Source organism: Ornithinimicrobium kibberense, from assembly GCF_006519705.1.
GTDB lineage: Bacteria > Actinomycetota > Actinomycetes > Actinomycetales > Dermatophilaceae > Ornithinicoccus > Ornithinicoccus kibberensis.
Genome location: NZ_VFXM01000006.1, coordinates 177,849 through 202,616, shown reverse-complemented (window position 1 = coordinate 202,616; position 24,768 = coordinate 177,849). Strand labels below are relative to the sequence as shown.

23 protein-coding genes are annotated in these 24,768 nt (G+C 74.8%); 7 read left to right on the top strand and 16 right to left on the bottom strand.

All coding sequences use genetic code 11. The annotated features are described in order from the left end of the window. The first annotated feature begins 65 nt into the window (after window positions 1-65). A complete protein-coding gene (locus FJR00_RS06965) occupies window positions 66-1,130 on the top strand; it encodes a hypothetical protein (RefSeq protein WP_141338056.1) in 1,065 nt (354 codons plus the stop codon). Window positions 1,131-1,260: 130 nt separating this feature from the next. Here the strand turns inward: FJR00_RS06965 and FJR00_RS06960 are convergent, their stop codons facing one another. Both FJR00_RS06960 and FJR00_RS06955 read right to left on the bottom strand, forming a co-directional pair. Further along, window positions 1,261-1,986: a response regulator transcription factor gene (locus FJR00_RS06960; protein ID WP_141338055.1), complete on the bottom strand. Its 726-nt coding sequence runs from the start codon at window positions 1,984-1,986 to the stop codon at window positions 1,261-1,263. After that, window positions 1,983-3,323 carry a sensor histidine kinase gene (locus FJR00_RS06955; protein WP_181409532.1) on the bottom strand — a complete coding sequence of 447 codons (1,341 nt, stop codon included), beginning with the start codon at window positions 3,321-3,323 and terminating at the stop codon, window positions 1,983-1,985. The genes FJR00_RS06960 and FJR00_RS06955 overlap by 4 nt, the downstream gene beginning before the upstream one ends. A 162-nt stretch (window positions 3,324-3,485) precedes the next feature. On the opposite strand from FJR00_RS06955, the gene FJR00_RS06950 reads away from it, so the two are divergent. Then, window positions 3,486-4,784 carry an MFS transporter gene (locus FJR00_RS06950; RefSeq protein WP_141338053.1) on the top strand — a complete coding sequence of 433 codons (1,299 nt, stop codon included), beginning with the start codon at window positions 3,486-3,488 and terminating at the stop codon, window positions 4,782-4,784. 63 nt (window positions 4,785-4,847) lie between these two features. Here the strand turns inward: FJR00_RS06950 and FJR00_RS06945 are convergent, their stop codons facing one another. Further along, window positions 4,848-6,299 carry an MBL fold metallo-hydrolase RNA specificity domain-containing protein gene (locus tag FJR00_RS06945; RefSeq protein WP_141338052.1) on the bottom strand — a complete coding sequence of 484 codons (1,452 nt, stop codon included), beginning with the start codon at window positions 6,297-6,299 and terminating at the stop codon, window positions 4,848-4,850. 23 nt (window positions 6,300-6,322) lie between these two features. Further along, window positions 6,323-7,189 carry a hypothetical protein gene (locus FJR00_RS06940; RefSeq protein WP_141338051.1) on the bottom strand — a complete coding sequence of 289 codons (867 nt, stop codon included), beginning with the start codon at window positions 7,187-7,189 and terminating at the stop codon, window positions 6,323-6,325. Window positions 7,190-7,215: 26 nt separating this feature from the next. Here FJR00_RS06940 and FJR00_RS06935 point away from each other — a divergent pair, with 26 nt between their 5' ends. After that, complete coding sequence (locus tag FJR00_RS06935; RefSeq protein ID WP_141338050.1) at window positions 7,216-8,241, top strand: S66 family peptidase; 1,026 nt, start codon at window positions 7,216-7,218, stop codon at window positions 8,239-8,241. 61 nt (window positions 8,242-8,302) lie between these two features. After that, complete coding sequence (locus FJR00_RS06930) at window positions 8,303-9,322, top strand: LLM class flavin-dependent oxidoreductase (RefSeq protein ID WP_141338049.1); 1,020 nt, start codon at window positions 8,303-8,305, stop codon at window positions 9,320-9,322. Window positions 9,323-9,351: 29 nt separating this feature from the next. On the opposite strand, the gene FJR00_RS06925 is transcribed toward FJR00_RS06930, so the two are convergent. The 5 genes from FJR00_RS06925 to FJR00_RS15950 form a co-directional block, all read right to left on the bottom strand. Beyond that, window positions 9,352-9,588 carry an antitoxin MazE5 gene (locus tag FJR00_RS06925; protein WP_141338048.1) on the bottom strand — a complete coding sequence of 79 codons (237 nt, stop codon included), beginning with the start codon at window positions 9,586-9,588 and terminating at the stop codon, window positions 9,352-9,354. 15 nt (window positions 9,589-9,603) lie between these two features. Next, window positions 9,604-10,809, bottom strand: a complete 1,206-nt coding sequence (gene hutI, locus FJR00_RS06920; RefSeq protein WP_238330363.1) for an imidazolonepropionase — start codon at window positions 10,807-10,809, stop codon at window positions 9,604-9,606. A gap of 2 nt (window positions 10,810-10,811) precedes the next feature. Further along, the gene (locus FJR00_RS06915; RefSeq protein WP_141338047.1) at window positions 10,812-12,224 is read right to left on the bottom strand and encodes a formimidoylglutamate deiminase; all 1,413 of its coding nucleotides are present in this window, start codon (window positions 12,222-12,224) and stop codon (window positions 10,812-10,814) included. After that, window positions 12,221-13,522 (bottom strand): allantoate amidohydrolase, encoded by a 1,302-nt coding sequence (locus tag FJR00_RS06910; protein ID WP_272949575.1) that lies wholly within the window; start codon window positions 13,520-13,522, stop codon window positions 12,221-12,223. Before FJR00_RS06910 ends, FJR00_RS06915 begins: the two co-directional genes overlap by 4 nt. A gap of 79 nt (window positions 13,523-13,601) precedes the next feature. Beyond that, window positions 13,602-14,333, bottom strand: a complete 732-nt coding sequence (locus FJR00_RS15950; RefSeq protein ID WP_141338045.1) for a GNAT family N-acetyltransferase — start codon at window positions 14,331-14,333, stop codon at window positions 13,602-13,604. Window positions 14,334-14,377: 44 nt separating this feature from the next. Between FJR00_RS15950 and FJR00_RS06900 the strand changes: the two genes are divergently transcribed. Continuing rightward, window positions 14,378-14,866, top strand: coding sequence for an aminoacyl-tRNA deacylase (locus FJR00_RS06900; protein ID WP_141338044.1), 489 nt, complete (start codon window positions 14,378-14,380; stop codon window positions 14,864-14,866). A 98-nt stretch (window positions 14,867-14,964) separates the two neighbouring features. Here the strand turns inward: FJR00_RS06900 and FJR00_RS06895 are convergent, their stop codons facing one another. Together FJR00_RS06895 and FJR00_RS06890 are read right to left on the bottom strand one after the other, a co-directional pair. Further along, on the bottom strand, window positions 14,965-15,435 hold the full coding sequence (locus FJR00_RS06895; protein WP_141338043.1) for a hypothetical protein: 471 nt from the start codon (window positions 15,433-15,435) through the stop codon (window positions 14,965-14,967). Then, the gene (locus FJR00_RS06890; protein WP_141338042.1) at window positions 15,432-16,370 is read right to left on the bottom strand and encodes a DMT family transporter; all 939 of its coding nucleotides are present in this window, start codon (window positions 16,368-16,370) and stop codon (window positions 15,432-15,434) included. Before FJR00_RS06890 ends, FJR00_RS06895 begins: the two co-directional genes overlap by 4 nt. Window positions 16,371-16,417: 47 nt before the next feature. Between FJR00_RS06890 and FJR00_RS06885 the strand changes: the two genes are divergently transcribed. Continuing rightward, entirely contained in the window at window positions 16,418-17,143 is a 726-nt protein-coding gene (locus FJR00_RS06885) for a hypothetical protein (protein ID WP_141338041.1), read from the top strand. A gap of 24 nt (window positions 17,144-17,167) precedes the next feature. On the opposite strand, the gene FJR00_RS06880 is transcribed toward FJR00_RS06885, so the two are convergent. The 5 genes from FJR00_RS06880 to FJR00_RS06860 all read right to left on the bottom strand — a co-directional run bounded on the left by FJR00_RS06880 (window position 17,168) and on the right by FJR00_RS06860 (window position 23,897). Beyond that, the gene (locus FJR00_RS06880; RefSeq protein WP_141338096.1) at window positions 17,168-18,442 is read right to left on the bottom strand and encodes a YjiH family protein; all 1,275 of its coding nucleotides are present in this window, start codon (window positions 18,440-18,442) and stop codon (window positions 17,168-17,170) included. Window positions 18,443-18,543: 101 nt separating this feature from the next. Then, window positions 18,544-20,208 (bottom strand): urocanate hydratase, encoded by a 1,665-nt coding sequence (gene hutU / locus FJR00_RS06875; RefSeq protein WP_141338040.1) that lies wholly within the window; start codon window positions 20,206-20,208, stop codon window positions 18,544-18,546. Window positions 20,209-20,404: 196 nt separating this feature from the next. Then, window positions 20,405-21,334, bottom strand: coding sequence for a type IV toxin-antitoxin system AbiEi family antitoxin domain-containing protein (locus FJR00_RS06870; protein ID WP_141338039.1), 930 nt, complete (start codon window positions 21,332-21,334; stop codon window positions 20,405-20,407). A gap of 249 nt (window positions 21,335-21,583) precedes the next feature. Beyond that, window positions 21,584-23,200 (bottom strand): histidine ammonia-lyase, encoded by a 1,617-nt coding sequence (gene hutH, locus FJR00_RS06865; RefSeq protein WP_141338038.1) that lies wholly within the window; start codon window positions 23,198-23,200, stop codon window positions 21,584-21,586. 130 nt (window positions 23,201-23,330) lie between these two features. Then, window positions 23,331-23,897, bottom strand: a complete 567-nt coding sequence (locus FJR00_RS06860; protein WP_141338037.1) for an ASCH domain-containing protein — start codon at window positions 23,895-23,897, stop codon at window positions 23,331-23,333. 100 nt (window positions 23,898-23,997) lie between these two features. Between FJR00_RS06860 and FJR00_RS06855 the strand changes: the two genes are divergently transcribed. Next, window positions 23,998-24,762, top strand: a complete 765-nt coding sequence (locus FJR00_RS06855) for an IclR family transcriptional regulator (protein ID WP_238330362.1) — start codon at window positions 23,998-24,000, stop codon at window positions 24,760-24,762. Window positions 24,763-24,768 lie beyond the last annotated feature (6 nt).

The window sequence follows — 24,768 nt, the reverse complement described above, 5'->3', positions numbered from 1 at the left end:
GCCCGGGAAGCAGGCACCGTCTCCGTCCAGGGGTGGAGAGGGCGAGGTGTGCGTACCCTGCCCCGATGGAGGACCTGGTGGCGCGCTGGGCCGGGACGGCGTTCCAGCAGGAGGCCGCGGCGTGGGCCGACGAGGTGCTCGGGCGGCGTGGCCTCGTGCGGTCCGGCCCGTTGGTGCCGGAGAAGATCCGGTTCTGGTCGGCCGTGTTCGCGGTGCCTCTCGCCCGGGGGTGCGCGTGGTTCAAGGTCGGCAACCCGGGGCAGGCGTTCGAGGGCCGGCTGCTCCGGACGCTGGGACAGGTCGTGCCCGACCGGGTCCTGGCCCCGTGGGCGGTCGACGAGGACCGCGGGTGGTGGCTGCTGCCGGACGGCGGCCCCACCCTGGACGGGTCCCGGCCCACGGACTGGGTGGACCTCGTCGGCGACGTGGCGGACCTGCAGCGGGCGTGCGCCGCGCACCAAGACCGGCTCGACATGGTCCCGGCGCTGCCCGCGGAGGAGGCGGCCGGGTGGGTCGAGGGGACGGTGGACCGGCTCACCCGGCTGCCCGCCGCGGACCGCCAGCACCTGGACCCGGCCCGCGCCCGGTCGCTCGTCGGCAAAGGTCCGCGCGGCCACGACGGGCTGCGACGCTTCGGGAAGCGCATGGAGATCCTGGCCGGCACGGGTCTGCCAGCGACCCTCCAGCCCAACGACGCCCACCCGCGCAACGCCGTCGGCCCGTCGACGCCCGGCGGCCCGGCCCGGGTGTTCGACCTGGGCGATGCCGTCCGGTCCCACCCGTGGGCCGTGCTGCACACGACCGTCCGGCTGGCCGCCCGGGTGCCCCTCACCGACACGTGGCCGGACACCCCGCTCACCCGCCGGATCGTGGACGCCTATCTCGAACGGTGGCCCGGGGTCGACCTCGGCGGGCGGCCGGGGACCGGCTTGGCCGGCACCGGCGGGCGGCCGGGGACCGGCGGGCGGCCGGGCACCGGCAACCTCCCCGAGGTGCTGGCGGCGGCCGACCGGCTCGGCGCCGTGCACCGGGCGGCCTCCTGGCTGCGGCTGCTGGCCCCCGTCGACCCGGACCGGCTCGCGGTGCCGACGCCGAGGGTCGCGGACTGGCTCGAGCTGGCCCTGCGGTGAGGTCGGGCGGGGTCACGGACCGACTCTCAGCCGGTTCTTGACACGGCACCCGGCCGCGACCTGCTAAAACGCCAAGGTCGCCGTCAAGAACCGGACGACAGTGGTCCTGCAGCTCCGCATCCGAGCGTCCTCACTCCCGGCCGGCCAGCCCCGTCTCGTAGGCGGTGATGACCATCTGCACCCGGTCGCGCAGGTCCAGCTTGTGCAGGATCCGGCCGATGTGGGTCTTGACGGTCGCCTCGGCCAGGAACAGCTCGGCGGCGATCTCGCCGTTGGTCAGCCCCCGCCCGACGGCCCGGAGCACCTCCCGCTCCCGGTCGGTGAGCGGGGCCAGCCGGGCCTGGGCGGTCCGACGCTCGGCCGCCCGGGCCCGCTCCTGGTCGCCGTCGGGCAGCTGGGGGACGAACCGCTCGAGCATCCGGCGGGTCGTCGACGGTGCCATGGCGGCGTCCCCCTCGTGCACCGCGTGGATGGCCGCCAGCAGCTCGGCCGGCCCGGCGTCCTTGAGCAGGAAGCCCGCGGCCCCGGCCCGCAGCGCCGCGAAGACGTACTCGTCCAGGTCGAAGGTCGTCAGCACCAGCACCTTGGGGGCGTCGACCGGCTCCCGGATCCGGCGGGTGGCCTCGACCCCGTCCATCCGCGGCATCCGAATGTCCATGAGCACCACGTCCGGCCGGGTCGCGGCGACCCCCTCGACCCCCGCCCGGCCGTCGGCCGCCTCCCCCACGACGGTCATGTCGGGCTGGGCGTCCAGCACCATCCGGAAGCCGGCGCGCACCAGCTCCTGGTCGTCGACGAGGAACAACCGGACCGGCCCCGAGCCGGCGGCACCTGTCCCCACGTGCTGGTCGCTCATGCGCTCCTCCACCCGTCTCCGGGACGCCCGTGGCCGTGGCCCCCGCCGTCGGCCGTCGACTCCCCGGCCGGGATCGTCGCGACCACCTCCCAGCCGCCGCGCTGGCGGGGCCCCGCGTGGACCGTGCCGCCCAGCACCTCCACACGCTCGACCATCCCCCGCAGCCCGTTGCCGTCCGTGCCCTCACCCTCCGGGTGCACCCGCCCCCGGGTGTCGGTGCCGTCGCCGTCGGGCCGCCGGGCGCCGCCGTCGTCGGTCACCCGCACGAGCAGCACCGCCGGCGTGCGCAGCAGGTCCACGTCGACCGCGGCCCCGGGCCCGGCGTGCTTCATCACGTTGGTCAGTCCCTCCTGGACCACCCGGTATGCCGCCAGGTCGGCCTCCCGGGGCAGGTCGCCGACCTCTCCCCGCACCAGCAGGTGGGCCCGCACGCCCGAGTCGCGCACCCGCTGCACCAGCTCGTCGAGCGAGGCCAGACCCTGGGTGGGCTCGAGCTCGAGCGCCGTCCCCTCGTCCCGCAGGACGCCGACGAGACGTCGGGTGTCGGTGAGCGACTCCCGCGCCGTGCCGGCCAGCGTCTCGAGGGTCTGGGCGGCCCGCTCCAGCGCGGCCCGGTCCGGCCCGATCGCCGGCGGCGCGGCGAGCGCCTGGCGGGCTGCGTAGAGCGCCCCGTCGGCCTGCACGACCACGACGGCCAGCGAGTGGGCGACGACGTCGTGCATCTCCCGGGCGATCGAGGCCCGCTCGGACTGGGCCGCCAGGCGGGCCCGCTGCTCGCGGTCGCGAGCGAGGGCCTCCCGCTGCCGGTCAAGCCGGGCGGTCACCGCCTGCCGGCGCCGCACCACGTCTCCCAGGACCCAGGCCACCGCGACGAACATCCCGATGAAGGTCGCCTGGAACCCGACGAGCACGAACGACCGGGCGAAGCCGGGCTGGTCGACCGACCAGTCCAGCGCCGCGACCAGGGCACCGACCAGGCCCAGGCCCAGCACGAGCAACGACTCCCGCCGCGTGCCGTAGGCCGAGGCCGCGTAGACCGCGACGAGGACGGCGACGTTGGCCGGGTGCGGCCCGTCGGTGAAAACCACCTGCAGCAGGCAGACCGCTGCCACGACCACGGCCGCCGGCAACGGGTGGCTGCGCCGCCACAGCAGCGGGACGACCATGAGGACGCCCAGCCCGAGCATGCCCACCCCGGCACCCACGCTGGAGACGAGCACCCACAGCAGGAGGCCGCCGACGACGAGCAGCTCGGGCCACCAGGCCCGGTCGCGCAGGCGCTCCCCGCCCCACAGCGCCTGCCACGACTCCCGCGCCGCCTCCGTCGTCTCCCTCACCCCAGCAGCGTAGGTCCGGACCGGGGGCGGGCACGTCATACCGCGGGCCCGATCCGACCGCTCCCGGGTGCGACCGGGGTATGAGGTGGGCCCCGACTAGGCTGGGCGGCGTCGGCAGGCCGCTGCCGGCCCGGTCCCGTCCTCTGCGTCCATGGAGCGCCCATGCCCCTGCTGCCGTCCCGCGGCCCGCAGGCGGCACCGCACGTGCGTGCCGCCCGGTGGGCGGTGTCGGCACTCTTCTTCCTCAACGCGGTGCTCTTCGCCAACCTCGTGCCGCGACTGCCCGACGTCAAGGACCGCCTGGACCTCAGCAACGCCGAGCTGGGCGGGGCGGTCGCGGCGATGCCGTTCGGCTCCCTGGTCGCGGGGCTGTTCGCGCCGGTGCTCATCCAACGGTTCGGCTCGGGCAACGTCGCGGCCCTGGGGCTGGTGGGCCTGGGTGCCGCGGTGGCAGGGGTCCCGTGGGCCGGGTCGCTGGCCGGCCTGGTCGTGGTCATGCTCCTGGTCGGCGCGGTCGACGCGGTCGTGGACACGGGGCAGAACGCGCACGGGTTCCGCGTCCAGCGCGCCTACGGCCGGTCGGTCATCAACGGCATGCACGCCCTGTGGAGCATCGGGGCCGTCACCGGAGGACTGCTGGGGTCGGCCGCGGTGGGGTTGGAGGTGCCGCTGTCCACGCACCTGGCGGTCTCGGCCGTGGTCTTCGCCGTGGTCGCGGTGGTGGCCCGGCGCTTCCTGCTGCCCGGGGCGGAGGACGCCGAACGGACGGACCTGGTGGTGTCGCCCGCCGAGGGGCCGACCCCACCGGTGGACGACCCGGCCGGCAGCCGGGCCTCCTCCTCCGCCGGGCGTGGACTCCGTCGCGTCCCGTCCCGGACGTGGGGGCTGCTGGCCGTGCTGGGTCTGCTGGCCGCCTGCGAGGCGTTCGTCCAGGACGCCGCCTCGTCCTGGGGCGCGCTGTTCATGCGCACCGAGGTCGGGACGTCGGCCGCGGTCGGCGGGATGGCCTTCGTCGCCATGCAGGGGGCCGCCACCGTCGGCCGGCTCGTCGGCGACCGGGTGGTCGACCGTTTCGGCCAGCGTCGGGTGGCGCGGGTCGGCGGGGCACTGACGGCGGTCGGGATGGCGCTGGCGCTGCTGCTGCCCTCCGTCGGCACCGCGGTGCTGGGCTTCGCCCTGGCCGGCCTGGGCATCGCCACCCTGGTGCCCGCGGCGATGCACGCCGCGGACGAGATCCCCGGCCTGCCGGCAGGGGTGGGGCTGACGGTGGTCGGCTGGCTGCTGCGCGTCGGCTTCCTGGCCTCGCCGGTGGTGGTCGGGGTGCTGGCCGACCTGACCAGCCTGCGGCTGGCGCTCGGCACCGTGGTCGTGGCCGGGGTGCTCGTGCTGCTGGGCGGGCGCGTCCTGGGCGACGACCGCGCGCGCCGGAGCGACGCCGGAGGGGCGTCGGCCCCGGCCTGACCAGGGGCGCCCCAACCTGACCGGCTCTGTCCGGCGCGGGCGCCCCTGCCGGCCAGCCGGGCCTCAGCCGTCGAGGACGTCCGGGGGCAGGTCGTCGGGGTCGGCGGCGCCAGGGATCAGGCTGACCACCTCGCCGTAACGGGGGACGACGGCGTTCCAGTCCAGCTCCTCGGCGATCCTGCCGGCGAAGTGGTGGGCGACGTCCTTCTCGCCATGCGTGACGAAGACCGTCTCGGGCTCCTCCCCCAGGGCGCGCAGCCAGTCGAGCAGGTCCGAGGCGTCCCCGTGCACCGAGAACTCCTCGTCCCGCACCACCTCGGCCCGGATGCGGATGTAGTGGCCGTTGATCTTCAGCGAGCGGGCACCCTCCTCGATGCTGCGGCCGCGGGTGCCGGCCGCCTGGTAGCCGGTGAGGATCACCGTGTTGCGCTCGTCGGGCAGCAGCCGGGCCAGGTGGTGCAGCACCCGCCCGCCCTCGACCATCCCGCTGGAGGCGACGATGATCATCGGGTCGAAGCGCTTGTTCAGCGCCCTCGACTCCTGGGAGGTGGCGGCCTCGATCAGCTCGGGCATGCCGGTGAAGTCGTCGACGTCGACGTCGTCGCGCAGCTCGCCGAGGGACGCGTCGCGGTAGACGTCGAGGGCCTTCAGCGCCATCGGCGAGTCGACGACCACCGGCACCTCGGGGATCCGACCGGACCGCATGAGGTCGACGAGCACCTTGAGCACCAGCTGCGTGCGGTCGACGGCGAAGGCCGGGATGACGACGAGCCCGCCCCGGGCCAGGGTGCGCCCGATGGCCTCGGCCATCGGCTCGTGCTCGACGTCGGGCTCCGGGTGCTCCCGGTCGCCGTACGTGGACTCGCACACGACGTAGTCGGCAGCGGGCGGGGTGCCGCGTGCCTTGAGGAGGGGGTGGTCGTGCCGGCCGAGGTCGCCGGAGAAGACCACGCTCGTGCTCTCGACCTCCAGGCGCACGCTCGCCGACCCCAGGATGTGACCGGCCCGCACCCATCGCGCGACGAGTCCCTCGCCGAGGTCGACGTCCTCGTCGAACTCGACCGGCCGGAACAGCGGCAGCGTCTCCTCGACGTCGTGCACGTCGTAGAGCGGCTTGGGGTCCTCGTGCTTGGACCAGCCGCCGCGCCGGGCGTCCTCGGCGGCCTCCTCCTGCAGCTTGCCCGCGTCCCGCAGGACGATCTCCGCCAGGCGCCGGGTGCCCTCGGTCGCCCAGACCGTGCCGCTGAAGCCCTGCCGCACGAGGGCGGGCAGGTAGCCGACGTGGTCGTTGTGCGCGTGGGTGAGCACGACGTCGCTGACGGTGGCGGGGTCGACCGGGAACTCCTCCCAGTTGCGCAGCCGCCACTGTTTCTCCCCCTGGAAGACACCGGCGTCGACGAGCACCCTCCGCCCGGGGTCGCCCGCGGCGCCGCGGCCGATCGTCAGGAGGTACTTGGAGCCGGTCACCGTCCCGGCCGCCCCCAGGAAGGTCAGGGTCACACGTCGTTGTGCCATGCCCCGACCATCCCACAGGTCGTTCAACCGGTGGGGCCGCCCTCGTCGTTCGAGGGCCGCATGCCCGGCAGCCGCAGGTCGGCCCCCTGCTCCATCTGCTTGGCCAGCGAAAGCATCATCAGGCCGCCGAGCAGGTCGATGACGCCGATCCCGAGGATGAACCAGGTCAGCAGGCCGCCATCGCCGGAGGTCATCCGGAAGACACCGAGCACGGTGAGGATGGCGCCGATGCCCAGGTAGAGGTAGCCCCGCCGCCGCAGCGTCCGCGGGTTCTGCCGGGGGTCGGGACGGGCCGGGGCGTCCTCGCCGTCCGTGGTGCCGTCGACGTCGGACACCGCGGCCGCGTCCGTGCCCGGCCCCGCACCGGCGGCGACGGTCGCACCCGCGGGAGCGGCGTCATACCCCGTGTCGTCGGGGTCGCTCCCACCGGTGCCCCCCTCCGCCGCGATCCGGCGGGCCTCGGCGTGCCCCGCCTCGTCGTCGAAGAGGCCGTCGAAGGTGCGCCCGCGCTGCGGGTCGTAGGCCTCGTAGCCGGTCTCCTCGCCGACGACGCGGACCGCGTGGCGGGCCCGGTCGTGCAGCTCGCCACGGTCGGTGCCGCCGCCGTAGGGGAAGGCGACCGAGGCCGACCGGTCGTAGAGCTCGACCTGCAGGCCGCTCTCGAGCCCGGTGAGCTCCCCGTAGACGTCGCCGCCGACCTCCTCGGCCACCCACGTCTCGACCGGCTCGGTGAGCTGCTCGCGCAGCCGGGCCTCGATCCGGCGGAAGGTCGCCACGCCCGCGTCCAGGTCGGCCTGGGTGCCCTCGGGCCCGTCCTGCTGGTCGGCCTCGACCACCTGCTCCCAGGTCTGGCCGGGCTGCCGGGGGTAGAGGAGGATGTCGTAGCTCATGCCCCCATCCTCTCAAGGAGGACGTCGTGACCCGATATCCCGCCCCGCTGCGCCCCGGGGACGTCGTCGGCGTGACCGCGCCGAGCAGCGGCGTGGGCCCCGCGCTTCGACCGCGCCTGGAGGTGGCGCTCGGCTCCCTGCGGGACCAGGGGTATGCCGTGCGCCTGGGCAGGTGCCTGGACGGCACCGGGGTGGTCTCCGCCCCGGCGGCGGACCGGGCCGCCGAGCTCGAGGAGATGCTGTGCGACCCGGAGGTGCAGGCCGTCGTGCCGCCGTGGGGCGGCGAGCTGGCGGTCGACCTGCTGCACCTCGTGGACTGGGAGTGGGTCGCGGGGGCCGAGCCGACATGGGTCGTCGGCTACTCCGACATCTCCACCGTCATCACGCCGCTGACGCTGCTGACGGGATGGGCCAGCGTGCACGGGGCCAACCTCATGGACACGCCGTTCCGGCAGCCCGACGGGCTGGTCACCTGGCAGCGCCTGTGCGCGTCCGCCCCAGGGGCAGAGGTCGAGCAGCGGTCGCCGGGCCGGTTCCAGGACGCCGTCCTCGTGGACTTCGCCGAGCACCCCGGTGCGGTCGAGCTGCCCCTGGACGCGCAGGGGACCTGGGAGCGGCTGGACTCCGACGAGCCGGTGCGGCTGACCGGTCGGCTCCTCGGCGGCTGCGTCGAGACGCTGACCAACCTCACGGGCACGCGCTACCTCGACGTCGGGTCCTGGGCGGACCGCCACGCCCCCGAGGGCGTGCTGGTCTACCTCGAGGCGGCCGGGGAGGACGCGCTGACGATCGGTCGGCACCTGCACGGCCTGCGGCTGGCGGGGTTCTTCGACCGGGCGGTCGGGGTGCTCGTGGGGCGGACCTCGGCCCCGGACGCCGACGGCTACACCCAGCGGGAGGCCGTCCTCGACGCCCTCGGACCGCTCGGGCTGCCCCTGGTCGGCGGCGTCGAGTGCGGGCACGTGGCGCCGCGGATGCCCATGGTCAACGGGGCGCTCGCGACCGCGGAGTGGTCGCCCGGCCGGGGCGTGCTGACCCAGCGGTTCGTGTGAGGGCGGCCGTCACAGGAAGGGCTGCCGGAATGCCAGTCCACCCCCGACGTTGACCACCGGTATGAAGCACATCGGCTTTCTCTCCTTCGGCCACTGGACCCCGCACCCGCAGTCGGCGACGCAGTCGGCCTCCGACGTGCTGCTGCAGTCGATCGACCTGGCGGTCGCGGCCGAGGAGGTGGGGGCAGACGGGGCGTACTTCCGGGTGCACCACTTCGCCCGCCAGCTCGCCTCACCGTTCCCCCTGCTGGCCGCGGTCGGGGCCCGGACGGAGCGGATCGAGATCGGCACGGGCGTGATCGACATGCGCTACGAGAACCCCCTCTACATGGCCGAGGACGCCGGCGCCGCCGACCTCATCGCCGGCGGCCGGCTGCAGCTGGGCATCAGCCGGGGGTCGCCCGAGCAGGTCGTCGAGGGATACCGCCAGTTCGACCACCACCCGCGCGAGGGGGAGACCGACGCGGACATGGCGCGACGGCATACCGCCCGGTTCCTGGAGGTACTCTCAGGGGACGGCTTCGCCGAGCCCAGCCCGCGCCCGATGTTCCCCAACCCGCCCGGGCTGCTGCGCATCGAGCCGCACTCGGAGGGGCTGCGGGAGCGGATCTGGTGGGGCGCCGGGACCCGGGCGACCGCCGAGTGGGCCGCGGCGCAGGGGATGCACCTGATGAGCTCGACCCTGCTGACCGAGGACGGCGGCGTGCCCTTCCACGAGCTGCAGGCCGACCAGATTCGGCGGTTCCGCGACGCCTGGCAGGCGGCCGGGCACGACCGGGACCCGCGGGTCTCGGTGTCCCGCAGCATCTTCCCGCTGGTGTCGGCGCAGGACCACGTCTACTTCGGGCTGGAGCGGCGCAGCACCGACCAGGTCGGGATGCTCGAGGGCGGCCGGGCGACGTTCGGGCGGACCTACGCCGCCGAGCCCGACGAGCTGGTGCGCCAGCTGGAGCAGGACACCGCGATCGCCGAGGCGGACACGCTGCTGCTCACCCTGCCCAACCAGCTGGGCGTGGACTACTGCGCCCACGTGCTGCGGACGGTCGTCGAGGAGGTCGCACCGGCGCTGGGCTGGCGATAAGGGATCGTCAGCGTGGAGGCCCGGCGCCCTCACGCACCGTCGAGGAACGTCTCCAGGTGACCCCACTCGTCAATCGTCGGCACCGGCACCCTGGCGTAGGCCGTCTCGTAGAGGGCGTCGATACTCCTGTCCACCTCCGAGTGGGCCCGGAGGAGCGACGTGAACGCTACATCCACGATCGCGGCATCGGTCGATCCTGGTGACAACGCTCTGGCGCGCGTCAGCAGGTCCTCGTCGACGTCGGTGCTGATCCTCGCCCTGGCCATGCCACCAGCATGCCGCTACACCTCCAGCGCCCGCACCACCGGCACCCCGACGCGGTAGGGGATGTGCAGCCAGCTGGGTGCGTCGACGAGCGCCAGGTCGGCCCGCTGCCCCACGGCGATCCGACCGATGTCGGTGCGCCGCAACGCCTTCGCGGCCGTGACGGTGGCGGCGCGCAGCGCCTCGGCGGGCGTCATCCCCATCTCCCGGACGGCCAGGGCGATCATCAACGGCATCGAGGAGGAGTAGCAGGTGCCCGGGTTGCAGTCGGTGGCGATGGCGACCTGGACCCCGGCGTCGAGGAGGCGGCGGGCGTCGGGGTAGGGCTGCCGGGTCGAGAACTCCACGCCCGGCAGCAGGGTCGCGACGGTGCCGCTGCCGGCGAGGGCCTCGACGTCCTCGTCGGTCAGGTAGGTGCAGTGGTCCACGCTCGCGGCACCCAGCTCGACGGCCAGCTGCACCCCGGGGCCGTGGCCGAGCTGGTTGCCGTGCACGCGCAGCTCCAGCCCCGCGTCGCGCCCGGCCTCCAGCACCCGGCGCGACTCCTCCCCGTCGAAGGCGTGCGGGCTGGCGGGCTCGCAGAAGACGTCGATCCACCGGGCGTGGGGCGCGCAGGCGGTAAGCATCTCCCCGACGACCAGGTCCAGGTATGCCGCGCGATCGGCGGCCGACCCCCTCGCCTCGGGCGGGACGACGTGGGCGCCCAGGAAGGTCACCTCGGGGGTGACCTCCCGGGCCAGCCGGAGGGCCTTGACCTCGTCCTCGACCGTCAGCCCGTAGCCGCTCTTGACCTCGACGGTCGTCGTGCCCTGCGAGCGCATCTCCGAGACCCGCTGCTGCAGGAGCTCGCGCAGGCGGGGGCGGTCGGCGGCCCGGGTGGCCTCGACGGTGACCGTGATGCCGCCCCCGTCGTAGGGCGTCCCGGACATGCGGGCGGCGAACTCGGCGGACCGGTCGCCGTCGAAGACGAGGTGGCTGTGGCTGTCGACGAAGCCGGGCACGACGGCGCGGCCCTCGAGGCTGATCGACCAGTCGGCCGCCGGCGCCTGATCGGCCGGCCCGACCCACTCGACCGTGGGCGCGCTGTCCTCGCCGCCGCCGCTGAGGACGACGGCGGCGTCGCGGATGACGCCGAGCCCGGCGTGCAGCGGGTCGTCGACGGCGCCGTCGACGGTCCCGTCGTTGGTGACGAGCTCGCCGATGCCGGTGATGAGCATGGACACGATCAGACGTCCTTCCACAAGGGGTCGATGGCCTCGGTAAGCAGGTGCCCGACGTCGCCGAGCCGGTGCCGTCCGTCCTGGACGACGATCCGGCCATCGACGACGACCGTGTCCACGTCGGCGGCGGTCGCGGACAACAGGATCTGGGCGGGGTCGGAGCCGGCGGTGCGCACGGTGTCGTCGCGGACCGCGACGAGGTCGGCGCGGGCGCCCACCTCGATCCGGCCGGCGTCGGCCCAGCCGATGCTCTCGTGTGCGGTCGCCGCCGCGAGCAGCTGACCCGGCGTGAGCCGGCCCCGCTCGAGGCTGTCCAGCCGCTCGTGCATCTCCAGGGCCCGCGCCTCCTCGAGCAGGTCGACGACGGCGTGCTGGTCGGAGCCCAGCGACAGCCTGGCCCCGGAGCGGCGCAGCGCCGAGGCCGGCCCGATGCCGTCGGCGAGGTCGCGCTCGGTCGTGGGGCAGAAGCAGGCCCAGGCGCGGTGCTCCCCGAGCAGGCCGATGTCCTCGCCGGTCAGGTGGGTGGCATGCACGGCGGTCAGGTCGGGGCCGAGCACGCCCTCCGCGGCCAGCAGCCCGGTCGGCGTCAGGCCGTGCGCGTCGAGACAGGCCTGGTTCTCGGCCGGCTGCTCGGACAGGTGGATGTGCAGAGGTCGTCCCCTGCCCGGCCCCGCGTGGGCCTCCGCGTCCCCGCCACCTCCCCGGTGGGCGAACGGCCGGCCGCCGAAGTTCGTCCGCACCGCCTCCGCGACGAGCGACAGCTGGTCCCTGGGCACGGCCCGGACGGAGTGGATCGCACCGCCGACCCGCAGGTGGGCGGGCCCGCCGTCGGTGGCGTCCCGCAGGTCGGCCACCCGCAGCGCCCACGTCTCGGCGTCGCCGTCGCCGAACCGCAGCTGGGTGCTCTCCAGCGGTGCGTACCCCTCGACCGAGAGCCCCCCGGCCAGGTAGCACGCGTCCAGCAGGGTCACCCGGATCCCGGCGTCGGCGGCGGCCTCGACGAGGGCGTGACCCATGGCGTTGGGCTCCATCGAGCGGCGCCCGCCCGGCCCGTGGTGCAGGTAGTGGAACTCGCCGACGGCCGTGACCCCGGCGAGCGCCATCTCGGCGTAGACCGCCCGGGCCAGGGCCAGGTAGCCGTCCGGGTCGAGGCGGTCGGCCACGGCATACATCCGCTGTCGCCACGTCCAGAAGGTGCCGCCGCGGTCGTGGGTGCGCCCCCGCAGCGCCCGGTGGAAGGCGTGGCTGTGCGCGTTCGCCAGCCCGGGCAGCACGACGCCGGGCAGCCGGTGGTCGCCGGGCTCGGGGGGCGTGCCGGTGGTGACGGCGGTGAACCGGCCGTCCTCGACCGTCACGCGCACGTCGCGGGCGGTCCCGTCGGGCAGGGAGGCGTATGCCGCCGCGTAGGTCGTGCTCATACGTCGCCGTCCGCGCGCCGCACGACCCCGGGGGCAGGCTCCCCGTCCGGGCCGCCACGGGTCAGGTCCCGGACGCAGGCGGTGAGCGCCTCGACCCCGGCGTGGCAGTCCTCACGCTCGGCGTGCTCGGCCGGGCTGTGCGAGACGCCCGTGGGGTTGCGGACGAAGAGCATGGCGCTGGGGACCCCGGCCGTCGCGAGGATGCCGGCGTCGTGGCCGGCCCCGGTGCCCAGGACGGGGACCGACACCGGCGTTTCGGTGCCGACTGCTCCGCGGAGCACCCCCCGGAGCCGGTCGGCGAGGTCGGTGTCGAACCGGGTCGTGGGCGTCCAGCTCTCCCGCGTCACCTCGGCCCCCAGCTCGCCCGCGCGGCCGGTCAGCTCCTCGACGAGGGCGCGGACCTGGTCCTCCTGCGGGCCGCGCGCGTCCAGCCAGCCGGTGACGTGCGCGGGGATGGCGTTGACCCCGCCGGGGGTGACGGCCACCTTGCCGACCGTGGCCACGCAGCCGCGCTGGGTGGCGACGTGGCGCGCCCCCAGGACGAGGTCGGCATACCCGAGCATGGCGTCGCGACGGTCCTCGAGGCGGGTGGTGCCGGCGTGGTTGGCCTCGCCGGGGAAGTCGAAGCGCCAGCGCCCGTGCGGCCAGATGTCGCTGGCGACGGCGACCGGCGTGCCGAGGTCGACGAGCGCGCGCCCCTGCTCGACGTGCAGCTCGACGAACGTGCCGACCCGCCGCAGGGTCTGCTCGTCCGGCCCGAGCTCGTCCGGGTCGCGGCCCGCGGCGCGCAGGGCCTCGGCGTAGGTGGTGCCGTCGGCGTCGGTGAGCGCCAGGGCCCGCTCGGGGGACAGCTGGCCGGTCAGGACGCGGGAGCCCGCGCAGGCGATGCCGAAGCGGGCGCCCTCCTCGTCGACGAAGTTGACGACCGCCAGGGGCACGTCGGGCGTGACGCCGGCCGCGCGCAGGGCGTCGACGGTCGCGAGCGCCGAGACCACCCCGAGGGGCCCGTCGAAGGCCCCGCCGTCGGGCACCGAGTCCAGGTGGGAGCCGATCGCGACCCCGGGGCGTCCGGCCGCCACCGCGTCGTCGACGGTGCCGGGGCCGTCCCACCACCAGGCCCACTGGTTGCCGACGCGGTCGACGGTGAGGTCCAGGCCGCGGCGGGCGCACTCGGCGGCGAACCACTCGCGCAGGGTCAGGTCCTCGGCGGACCAGGCGAAGCGCCGGTAGCCGCCCGACGGCGCCCACCCCACCGGCTCGAGCTCGGCCCACATGGCGTCGAAGGTCGTGGTGCTCACAGGGTCGACTGTAGGAGGCCCGTCACCTCCCGCGGCAGGGGGACGCGGGGTATGCCGTCTCGCATCCGGGACGGTCCGCTCACCCCGGCTCGACGGGGCGACCCGGGCCGTCCGACCCCGGGGGCTCGACGAGACCGGCGCGCACCTCGGTGAGGGTCCGGCGCTGGCGTCCGGCCGCGTCGTGGTTCGCGTCGTCCAGCCAGGCCTCCATGGCCGCCCGGACCCGCGGCCACCCGCGGTCGGTGATCGCGAACCAGGTGGTGTCCCGGTTGCGCCCCTTGACCACCATCGCCTGGCGCCACGTGCCCTCCTCCTCGAAGCCCAGCCGGAGGGCCGCCCGGCGGGAGGGCGCGTTGAGGCTGTCGCACTTCCACTCGTAGCGGCGGTAGCCGAGGTCCTCGAAGGCGTGCCGGGCGAGCAGGAGCTGGACCTCGGTGGCCCCACGGGTCCGCTGCAGAACGGGGAGGTACATCACCGCACCCACCTCGATGCTCCCGACCTGCGGCTGCACCCGCAGGTAGCTGGCCCGGCCCAGGAAACGGCCCGACCCGGGGTCGACCACGGCGTAGGCCACGCCGTCGTCCTGGGAGACCAGCCGGAGCGCCTCCGAGCGGTCCGCCGGGGGTTCCATGCTCAGGTAGGTCCACAGCCGTGGGTGGGCGCCCAGGTCCAGCAGCCCGTCGACGTGGTGCTCGGTCAGGGGCTCCAGCCGCACGTGCCGGCCACGCAGGACCTCGCCCCGGGGCCTTCGCGCCCCCGACCAGTCGACCTCGTCCCCGACCGGTTGTCCCCATCCGTCCACCGTCGTCACCCGTCCCACGATAGAGGGGCGGGCCCAGGACCTACCCTGCTGGCATGAGCGAGCAGCGGGCCCTGGAGGCGGTGGCCGCGAGCGGGCTGGCGCACGAGGTCACCCGGCACGGCCGGGTCGGCAGCCTGGAGGAGGCCGCGGCGCTGCGCGGCGTGCGGCCACGGGACATCGTCAAGACGATGGTGGTCCGGCGGGGCGAGGACGACCACCTGCTCGTCCTGGTCCCGGGCGACCGGCAGATCTCCTGGCCCAAGCTGCGGGCCCTGCTGGGGGTCAGCCGGCTCTCGATGCCGGACGCCGAGGGGGCCAGGGCCGCGACCGGCTATGAGCGGGGCACCATCACCCCGTTCGGCTCCACGACCGCCTGGCCGGTCGTGGCGGACGCCACCCTGGCCGGGGACCCGGACCGCGTCGTGTCGATGGGCGCGGGGGCCCACGGCGTGGCGGTGTCGGTGAACGCCGAGGCCGCCCTGATCCACCTGAGGGCGCAGGTCGCCGACGTCACCGAGCCGGTCGGCCGGACCCCCGGCTGACCGCTGGGCCCCGCGGACGTCGACCGGCCTCGCGCCCGAGCGACGACTTCAGGCCCCTGGAGGGGCCACGACCGGTCACGCCAGGTGGTGCGCCGGCCTCAGCGCGAGGGGGTCCCGCAGGATCCTGCGGTGAGCACCCGCTGGGCGAGGCCGACGACGACGGCCGCGACGGCATACCCCGAGGCGGTGCCGACGGCCCCCTGGGCGAGCTGGGAGACCCCGAAGAGCGGTAGACAGAACCCGGCGATCCCGCACATCCCGCCGAACGCCGCGCCGAACGACTGGCCGGGCCCGGGCAGGTAGGTCGCCAGCGCCAGCACTGCTCCCACGCTGACGACGAGCACGACCCCCCAGGCGGCCGTCGGGGCCGCGACGAGCGTGAGCCAGCCGAAGAGGACCGCGGCGATCCCGACCGCCCAGGGGAGTCGGTGGCCGGCCCAGGTGTTGCGCAGCAGGTCGAGCGGCGTGGTCGGCGACTCGACGACGGGGACGGCCGGGGCCTGCGTCAGCGTCCGGATGCGCGCCAGGGCGGCGTCGTCCTGCGGGCTCGGGCGGGTGGGGGTGGTCATGCCGGGGGTCCTTCCGTCGGTGCGGACGATGATACCCCAGGGGGTATGCCGTGGCGAGGGGCCCCGACCGGACGAGCCCGCCGTCCGCCGCGCGAGGCCAGCACGACCCCGCTGATGACCAGCGCCCCGCCGATCAGCTGGACGGCGGTGGGCGGCTGGCCCAGGAGCGCGGCGATGGCGACGGTGAACACCGCGACGAGGTTCATCGAGGTGCCCGCGACGCCGGCGGGGACGCGGCCGATCGCCAGGTTCCAGCACAGGTAGGAGCCGACCGAGGGGAAGACGACGATGAACAGGACAGCTCCCCACGCGGCCCGGTCCGGGGGCGTCGAGAACCCGGTGAGCAGCACGACCGGGGTCAGCACGATCGTCGTCAGCACGACCTGGACGGCGGTGGCAGCCAGCACCGGCAGGCCCAGCCGACGGCCGATGAGCGTGTAGGCCGTCCACACCGCCACCGCCCCGAGCATGAGCACGTCGCCGCTGTTGAAGGACAGCGTGGCCAGGCGTCCGAGGTCGCCGCGGGTGAGCACGAGGAGGACGCCGAGCAGCCCGAGCGCCACCCCGGTCCACGCCCGCCAGTCGGCGGTGGCCTGGCCCAGGAGGACGGCGGCCACGACGATCGCTGCCGGGGCGAGCGCGTTGACGATGGAGGCGTTGATCGCGCTCGTCCGCTCGAGCGCGGCGTAGAGCAGCAGCGCGTAGCCGCCGACCCCCAGCAGGCCAGCCAGCATCAGGATGCGCCACCGGGACAGCAGCCGGCGCCAGTCGGGCCGCTCCACGACCTGGGCGAGGACCAGCAGCGGCACCGACGCGAGGGCCCACCGCCACCAGGTCAGCGAGACCGGGTCCAGGGTCTCGACCGCCCGTTCGGCCACGAGGTAGTTGCCCGCCCAGAACAGCGTCGCGAGGACGAGGAGCAGGACGGCGGGCACGCCGTCAGGGTATGCCGCGGGGCGGGCGGGGGCGCTAAGGTCCGGGGATGAGCACGGTGCCGGGCACCACCGACGACGTCGTCGTCGCCGAGCCACGGGTGTCCACGGCGTGGACGGTCGCCCGGTGGTTCACGCTGGCCGCCTTCGTCGTGACCGTGGTCGCCCTCGTGCTGACGGGCACCCGGGAGGCCTCGTACGCGGACCTGCAGCGGAGCCTGGAGAGCGGCAGCGTCACCCACGTCCGGGTCGAGGGGGGCCTGGAGCAGTTCCCCGGTGCGGACGACCAGGTCCACGGGGTCACCACGGTCCGACTGGTGTGGGAGCAGGGGTGGGAGACCCGGGGCACCACCGTCCGACAGGCCAGCTCGCAGTCGCAGCTGGATGCACAGGCCACCGGCGTCCCGCACAGCGGTGCCGTGGTCGGCCCCGTCGCCGACGAGCTGGCCCGCCACTTCCCCGACGTGGAGGTCACCTACGCCGACCCGGACCGGGCCTGGACGTCGTGGGGCCCGTGGCGCATGAGCTCGGGCACGGTGGCCGTGCTGCCCGCCGTCGTCGGCGTGCTGTGGCTGCTCGTCCTGGCCGCGGGGCCGGAACCTCGCCACGCCACCCGGTTCGCCTGGTTCTGGCTCGCGTTCAGCCCGTTGGTGCTCCTGGCGGTCCCGGCCTACCTCGTGCTCGGCGCGCGTGGCGCCCAGGAGGGTCGGCGCCGCCTCACCGGCGGCTGGGCCTTCCTCCTGATGCTCGTGCTGCACGGGGCGCAGGAGGGCTGAGCGTCGAGGACCGCCCCCTGCTCGTCAGAACAGCAGCAGCGCCAGCGGGATCGTCAGGGCGAGGCTGATCGCCACCCGCAGGAACCAGACGACGAGCAACCGCGGGATCGACACCGGGATCTGGGTCCCGACCAGGCTGGGCACCATCGCCGAGAAGAAGATGATCTGGCTGACGCTGACCACCGCCACGACGAACTTCACCGACATCGCCGACTCCGTCACCAGCGCCGCCGGCAGGAACATCTCCGAGACGCCGAGCGCGGCGGCCTTGGCCACGAGCATCGGCTCGGGGATCTGCAGGGCCCAGGTGATCGGGTAGAAGAGGTAGCCCAGCCAGTCGAAGACCGGGGTGAACTCCGCGAGCACCAGCCCGAGGAGCCCGATCGACAGGATCGAGGGCAGGATCGCCATCGCCATGACGAAGCCGTCCTTGAGGTTCGTCAGGACCGTCCGGCCCACCCCCGGGTCGGCGGCGACGGTGGCGCGCGCCTCCCGCCAGGCAGCCGCGAACCGGTTGCCCGCGTGGTCCTGCTCCGGCCGCGGGTCGACCCCGGGGGCGTAGTCCTCCGGCTCCCGGGACAGCGGCGGGATCCGCACGGTGACGGCCGTGACGAGGAAGGTGATGAGCAGGGTCGACCAGAAGTAGAGGGTCCAGTGCTCCATGAGGTCCAGGGCGTTGGCCACGACGATCATGAAGGTCGCCGACACCGTGGAGAACCCGGTCGCGATGATCATCGCCTCGCGCCGGTGGTACTTGCCCTCCAGGTAGACCCGGTTGGTGATGAGCAGCGCCAGGCTGTAGGAGCCGACGAAGCTGGCGACCGCGTCGATGGCCGACCGCCCGGGCGTGCGGAACACCGGCCGCATGAAGGGCCGCACGAGCACCCCGATGAACTCCATCAGGCCGTAGCCCACGAGCATCGCGAGGAAGACCGCGCCGATCGGCACGAGCAGCCCGACCGGGATGACCAGGGCGTTGAGGAGGAACGGCCCCATGCCCTCGGCGAACAGCCAGGCCGGGCCGATGCCGAACACGAGCATGACCCCGACGACCAGGCCCACGACGCGGGCGAGGGAGAACACGAGCGTGGTCGTGTCGCGCCGCCAGGTGCGGGTGAGGAAGGGGTATGCCGCGCCCGCGGCGATGAGGGCGAGCGCGTAGTAGGGCAGCACGGCCGGGACGCTGGTCCGCAGCCAGGACACGATGTGGTCCAGGGGGATGGTGGACCGCTCCCCGATCGTGACCGGCACGAAGAACATGAGGATGCCGATCGCCGAGAGGACGAAGAACTTCCACATGGGTGCCCGGTCCGGGTCGACCGTGCCCGGTCCCCCGGCCGCCCCACCGGCTGCCCCGGAGGGGTTCGGTCCCGGTCCTGCCCCTGGGGCTGCCGCGGTGCTCACCGGTCACCGCCCTCGCGCATCGGCACCCGCACGCCACGCTCCTGCGCGACCTGCTCGGCCTCGGCATACCCCGCGTCCACGTGGCGGATGACGCCCATGCCCGGGTCGTTGGTGAGCACCCGCTCCAGCTTCTGCCGGGCCAGGTCGGTGCCGTCGGCGACGGAGACCTGGCCGGCGTGCATGGAGCGGCCGATGCCGACGCCGCCGCCGTGGTGCAGGGAGACCCAGCTCGCGCCGGAGGCGGTGTTGACGAGGGCGTTGAGCAGCGGCCAGTCGGCGATCGCGTCGGAGCCGTCGGCCATCGCCTCGGTCTCGCGGTAGGGGCTGGCCACCGACCCGGCGTCGAGGTGGTCGCGGCCGATGACGATCGGTGCCGACACCTCGCCGGAGGCGACCATCTCGTTGAACCGGACGCCGGCCTTGTCCCGCTCGCCGTAGCCCAGCCAGCAGATCCGCGCCGGCAGGCCCTCGAAGGCGACCCGTTCGCGCGCCCCGCGGATCCACCGGTGCAGGTGGTCGTTGTCGGGGAAGAGGTCCAGCACGGCCTGGTCGGTGGCGTGGATGTCCTTCTCGTCGCCGGACAGCGCGGCCCAGCGGAAGGGGCCCTTGCCCTCGCAGAACAGCGGCCGGATGTAGGCCGGCACGAAGCCGGGGAAGTCGAAGGCCCGCTCGAAGCCGCCCTGCCGGGCCTCGTCACGGATGGAGTTGCCGTAGTCGAAGACCTCGGCGCCGGCGTCCAGAAAGCCGACCATCGCCTCGACGTGGTGGGCCATCGAGGCCTGGGCCCGGTCGGTGAACTCCTCCGGCTTCTTCTCCGCGTAGTCGTGCCAGTCGCCCAGGTCGATGCCCTCGGGCAGGTAGGACAGGGGGTCGTGCGCCGAGGTCTGGTCGGTGACGATGTCGATCTCGACGCCGCGGCGCAGCAGCTCGGGGAAGACCTCCGCGGCGTTGCCGACGACCCCCACGGACACGGCCTCCTTGTCGGCCTTGGCCCGGAGGACGCGCTCGACCGCCGCGTCGAGGCTGTCGACGACCTCGTCGAGGTAGCGGCTCCTCACCCGGCGCCGCAGCCGCGCCTCGTCCACGTCGACGATGAGGCAGGTGCCGCCGTTGAGCGTGACGGCCAGCGGCTGGGCCCCGCCCATGCCCCCGCAGCCGCCGGTCAGGGTCAGGGTCCCGGCGAGGGTGCCGCCGAAGCGCTTGGCGGCGACCGCGGCGAAGGTCTCGTAGGTGCCCTGCAGGATGCCCTGGGTGCCGATGTAGATCCACGACCCGGCGGTCATCTGGCCGTACATCGTCAGGCCGAGGTGCTCCAGGCGGCGGAACTCCGGCCAGTTGGCCCAGTCGGGCACGAGGTTGGAGTTGGCGATGAGCACCCGCGGCGCCCACTCGTGGGTCTGGAAGACGCCGACCGGCCGGCCGGACTGCACGAGCATCGTCTCGTCCTGCCGCAGGTCGGTCAGCGTCCGCACCATCGCGTCGAAGCTCCTCCAGTCCCGCGCGGCCCGGCCGGTGCCGCCGTAGACGACGAGGTCGTCGGGCCGCTCGGCCACCTCCGGGTCGAGGTTGTTCATCAGCATCCGCAGGGGGGCCTCGGTGGCCCAGCTGCGCGCGGTGAGCTGGGTGCCGCGGGGGGCGCGGACGGGACGGGCACCTTCCATGGTGGGTCTCCTTCGACTTCGGTATGCCGTGGGGCCGGCCGCGCGTCGCGGTCGGGTGTCCGAGGACGTCCGTCCCATCAGACCGTCGGCGACGGTCCCCTGCCAAGCCTCCTCGCGCCGCATACGTCTCGCATCCCAGACGTGGTCACAAGGCGACCGTTCGTGGTTGCCATCACGACCACGAACGGTCGCCGTGTCAGGGGGCACCGACCGCACAACCGGGCCCGCACGGCCGAGGGGCCCCGACCCAGCCACGGTGCCGCAGCGCGAGCGCCAGGTCGCGGGCCACCTCGCAGGGCGAGGTCGCCATCTCCACGGGAGCGACCCGGAACGTCACCTCACCCCTGCCGACCGCGCGGCGGTCACGTCGGCGATCCAGGTGGAACCGTTCCCCCGCGTGCCACAGACGCCCGTCGATCTCGACGTTGGTCCCGAACTCGCGGTTCTTCAGGTCGGTCCGCGATCCGTCGTCCTCGACGACCTGCCGCTCGAAGGCCGGCAGTCCGTGGGGCCGTCGGACCGTGGTCTCGAAGGTCGTCTCCGGCAGGCTCTCCGCGCCGTTCCCCACCTCGGCGAACGCCAGCCGCAGCTCCCGCCGGTGCTGGTGCCGTCGTCGACCGTCGAGCTCGCGACGCAACGCCGCGGCGTCGACCGCCCGTTCCTGGCACGCCCGGGCCGCGAGCGCCACCGCGTCGTCGACTGAGCACCCGGGCCGGTCAGCCATGTCCAGGACGGTCACCGGGAGGCGGGTCACGGGCAGTCCGTCGACGGTGACCGGATCCAGCCGGCGACGGCGCACGACGACGAGGCCGTCGACGGCTTCAGGGTGCCTGTCCGTGGGCACCCCCACGGTGACCACGGCCGGTGGCGTCCGTTCCAGGCGCCACAGGTAGCAGGCGGCCGAGAGGATGAGGACGCTGCCTCTGCCGCAGCGCAGCAGAGCGGCCCGGGCCCTGGAGGGCCAGTCGACGGTGCCGTTGTTCGTCAGGTAGACACCGGGGTGGATCGCCCGCCAACGGCCACGCTGCAGCCGCCACCGGACCTGGCCGGGCGAGAGACCGGCCTCGAGCGCCTGCGCACGACTCACCACTCCCTGCTGCCGACGGGCCACGCGGTCCAGATCCATGCCGGGATGCTCGCGTACCCCCGCCGGCCGCGGCTGTCGTCGTCCACAGGCCCGAGGGGGCTTCCGGGCCACCGCGACGATGCCGGGCCCGTCCGCCGTGAACGACTGCTCGGGAGACAGGCCCGTAGGACGACCGATCGTGGTCGTCAGGGCAACCACGATCGGTCGTCCTGTGGTTCAGCGATGGTGGCTGGGGTCCTACGGGTGCCCCGAGCTCAGCGCTGGGCCTGGAAAGGGACGGCCCCGACCTCAGCGCAGGGGGCCGGTGTGCTGCTCGGCGGCGGCGCGGACCCGGCCGTCCAGGACCAGGTCGACGGCGGCCTGGATCTCCGGGGAGAGGTGCCGGTCCGGCCCCGGGCCCTCCACCCCGGCCTCCCGCAGCAGCGCGACGACGGCAGCGGTCGCCGGGGCGGGAGTCAGCGGGGCGCGCAGGTCCAGGGCGCGGGCGGCGGTGAGCACCTCGACGGCCAGCACGCGAGCCAGCCCGTCGACGGCGCGGCGCAGCTTGCGGGCGGCTCCCCACCCCATGCTCACGTGGTCCTCCTGCATGGCCGAGGAGGGGATGGAGTCCACGCTGGCCGGGGTCGCCAGCCGCTTGAGCTCGGAGACGATCGCGGCCTGGGTGTACTGCGCGATCATGTGCCCGCTGTCGGTGCCCGGGTCGTCGGCCAGGAAGGGCGGCAGCCCGTGGTTGCGGGCGACGTCGAGGAAGCGGTCGGTCCGGCGCTCGCTGATGCTGGCCACGTCGGCCACGACGACCGCCAGGAAGTCGAGCACGTGCGCGACGGGGGCGCCGTGGAAGTTGCCGTTGGACTCCACCCGCCCGTCGAGGGTGACGACCGGGTTGTCGACGGCGGCAGCGAGCTCGCGGGAGGCGACCAGCGCGGCGTGGTCGCAGGTGTCCCGCGCCGATCCGTGGACCTGGGGCGAGCAGCGCAGCGAGTAGGCGTCCTGCACCCGGGTGCAGGCCTCGGTGCGGTGGCTCTCCCGGATCTGGCTGCCGGCCATGAGCGCCCGCAGGTTGGCGGCCGAGGAGCCCTGCCCGGGGTGCGGCCGCAGCGCCTGGAGGTCCTCGGCGAAGACGTCGTCGGTGCCGAGCTGGCCCTCGACGCTCATCGCGGCGGCCACGTCGGCGGTCGCCAGCAGCGTGCCCAGGTCGTGGAGGGCCAGGACGAGCATGCCGAGCATCCCGTCGGTGCCGTTGATGAGCGCCAGGCCCTCCTTCTCGGCGAGCTCGACGGGCCGCAGGCCGGCGTCGGTGAGCGCCTCCGCGGCCGGGACCGGCTCCCCCAGGTGGTCCGGCGGCCAGCGGTCGGGGTCCCGGTCGGCCGGTCGCGGCCGACCGACGCGCACCATTCCCTCGCCCATGACCGCGAGCGCGCAGTGGGCCAGCGGGGCCAGGTCGCCGGAGCAGCCGAGCGAGCCGTACTCGTGGACCACCGGGGTGATCCCCGCGTTGAGCAGGTCGGCGTAGGCCTGCGCGGTCTCCACCCGGACGCCGGTGCGGCCGGTCGCCAGGGTGGACAGGCGCAGCAGCATGAGGGCCCGGACGACCTCGCGCTCGACCTCCGGGCCGGACCCGGCGGCGTGGCTGCGGACGAGGCTGCGCTGCAGCCGGGCCCGCTTCTCCGGCGGGATGCTGGTGGTGGCCAGGGCGCCGAACCCGGTGGAGATGCCGTAGTGCGGCTCGTCGTCGTCGGCCAGGTCGTCGATGATCCGGCGGGTGGCGGCGATCCCCTCCAGCGCCGCCTCGGACAGCCGGACCCCCGCGCCGTGGCGGGCGACGGCCACGACCTCCTCGGGGCTGAGCGGACCGACGTCGACGACGACCTCGGTGGGCAGGTCGGGCGCGGGGAGACGGCTCATGGCCCCATTCCACCGTGCGACCGGCGCGGAGGACAGCGACTACGCACGGTCGCCGTCTCGGATGTGAGACGGGAGGCCGACCACCTCGAACCGTCCCGGGGACAGCCGTGGCGGCGAAGGCGGCCCGTGGCTACAGCAGCCCGGCCCTCCGGGCGGCCCGGCGGGCGCGGGCCGGCACCACGACGACGAACCGCTCGAGGACGACCCTCGTGTCCTCGTCGACCCGCTGGCCGGCGGGCGCGTGCTCCTCGAAGAACCGTCGGTGCTCGGCCCGCCACCCTTCCAGCGACCCCTCCCCCTCGCGCCGGGCGTGCTCCTCGTCGACGTCGCCGAACCGGACCACCTCGACGTGGGTCGTCCGCAGCAGCGCGCGCGGCCGGCCGGCCCCGTCCAGCACGATCGACAGGGATCCCGGCTCGGGCACCTCCACGTCGACCTGGGTGCGGACCAGGGTGTCTCCCCCGTCGTCCCCCTGGGCACCGGGCTCGTACTCCCACAACGCCGAGGCCGTCGCGGTCTTGCGCCCCTCGAGCACCAGGGCCAGCAGCCGGTCGGCCTCCTCCGGCGTGGAGCCGAACGACCACGCCGGCGGCGGCAGCATGTCCGCGGCGGTGGCGCCGATGTAGGACTCCGCGGGGTTGAGGCCGCCGCGCACCCGCGCGTCGGCCCAGAAGGCCTTGATCTCGGCGTCGTCCATGGCGCCCACCGTACGGCCCGCCGCGACCGCCACCGCCATTCGCGGGCAACACCTACGCCACCGCCCACGCCCACGCCCACGCCCACGCCATACTGGCGCGGTGGCCAACGCACCCGCCGCCGGGCACGCGCTCGACGTGCTGACCTTCCTGGCCCGGCACGCGACCCCCCAGCCGGCGGCGGCGGTCGCCCGGGAGCTCGGCCTGCCCCGCTCCTCCACCTACCACCTGCTGGCCGCCCTCGTGGAGCGCGGCTTCGTCGTCCACCTGCCCGAGGAACGGCGCTACGGGCTGGGCGTCGCGGCCTTCGAGCTGGGGTCGGCCTACACCCGGCACGCGCCGCTGCAGCGCCTGGCGCGCCCGGTGCTCACCCGCCTGGCCGACGCCACCGGCCACAACGCCCACCTGGGGGTGCTGCACGGCCGGGACGTGGTCTACGTCGTCGAGGAGCGGGTCGCCGGCCGCCCGTCGCTGGTGTCCGACGTCGGCGTCCGGCTGCCCGCCTCGCTCACCGCGACCGGCCTGGCGATCCTCGCCGCGCTGCCCGCCGCCCAGGTGCGCGCGCTCTTCCCCGGGGCGGACGCCTTCGTCCGGCGCACGGACGCCGGCCCGACCTCCCCCTCGACCCTGCGGCCGCTGCTCACGCAGACCCGGACCAGGGGGTATGCCGTGGAGCAGGGCTACGTGACACCGGGCCTGGACTCGGTGGCGGCCCCGGTGACCGACCACACCGGCCACCCGGCCGCCGCCGTCGCCCTGACCGTGCCGACCGAGGAGCTGTCCGACGAGCTCCGGCAGTCGCTGGCCGCCGCCGTGCGCCGCGCCGCCGACGAGATCTCCCGGCGCCTGGGGCGCCGCAGCCGGTAACGTCCC

Excerpts from the sequence above, each read along its gene's own strand:
- FJR00_RS06965 (WP_141338056.1), top strand. The coding sequence starts at position 66 with ATGGAGGACCTGGTGGCGCGCTGGGCCGGGACGGCGTTCCAGCAGGAG.
- FJR00_RS06960 (WP_141338055.1), bottom strand. The coding sequence starts at position 1,986 with ATGAGCGACCAGCACGTGGGGACAGGTGCCGCCGGCTCGGGGCCGGTC.
- FJR00_RS06950 (WP_141338053.1), top strand. The coding sequence starts at position 3,486 with ATGCCCCTGCTGCCGTCCCGCGGCCCGCAGGCGGCACCGCACGTGCGT.
- FJR00_RS06945 (WP_141338052.1), bottom strand. The coding sequence starts at position 6,299 with ATGGCACAACGACGTGTGACCCTGACCTTCCTGGGGGCGGCCGGGACG.
- FJR00_RS06940 (WP_141338051.1), bottom strand. The coding sequence starts at position 7,189 with ATGAGCTACGACATCCTCCTCTACCCCCGGCAGCCCGGCCAGACCTGG.
- FJR00_RS06930 (WP_141338049.1), top strand. The coding sequence starts at position 8,303 with ATGAAGCACATCGGCTTTCTCTCCTTCGGCCACTGGACCCCGCACCCG.
- FJR00_RS06925 (WP_141338048.1), bottom strand. The coding sequence starts at position 9,588 with ATGGCCAGGGCGAGGATCAGCACCGACGTCGACGAGGACCTGCTGACG.
- FJR00_RS06915 (WP_141338047.1), bottom strand. The coding sequence starts at position 12,224 with ATGAGCACGACCTACGCGGCGGCATACGCCTCCCTGCCCGACGGGACC.
- FJR00_RS06900 (WP_141338044.1), top strand. The coding sequence starts at position 14,378 with ATGAGCGAGCAGCGGGCCCTGGAGGCGGTGGCCGCGAGCGGGCTGGCG.
- FJR00_RS06895 (WP_141338043.1), bottom strand. The coding sequence starts at position 15,435 with ATGACCACCCCCACCCGCCCGAGCCCGCAGGACGACGCCGCCCTGGCG.
- FJR00_RS06885 (WP_141338041.1), top strand. The coding sequence starts at position 16,418 with ATGAGCACGGTGCCGGGCACCACCGACGACGTCGTCGTCGCCGAGCCA.
- FJR00_RS06880 (WP_141338096.1), bottom strand. The coding sequence starts at position 18,442 with ATGTGGAAGTTCTTCGTCCTCTCGGCGATCGGCATCCTCATGTTCTTC.
- hutU (WP_141338040.1), bottom strand. The coding sequence starts at position 20,208 with ATGGAAGGTGCCCGTCCCGTCCGCGCCCCCCGCGGCACCCAGCTCACC.
- FJR00_RS06870 (WP_141338039.1), bottom strand. The coding sequence starts at position 21,334 with ATGGATCTGGACCGCGTGGCCCGTCGGCAGCAGGGAGTGGTGAGTCGT.
- hutH (WP_141338038.1), bottom strand. The coding sequence starts at position 23,200 with ATGAGCCGTCTCCCCGCGCCCGACCTGCCCACCGAGGTCGTCGTCGAC.
- FJR00_RS06860 (WP_141338037.1), bottom strand. The coding sequence starts at position 23,897 with ATGGACGACGCCGAGATCAAGGCCTTCTGGGCCGACGCGCGGGTGCGC.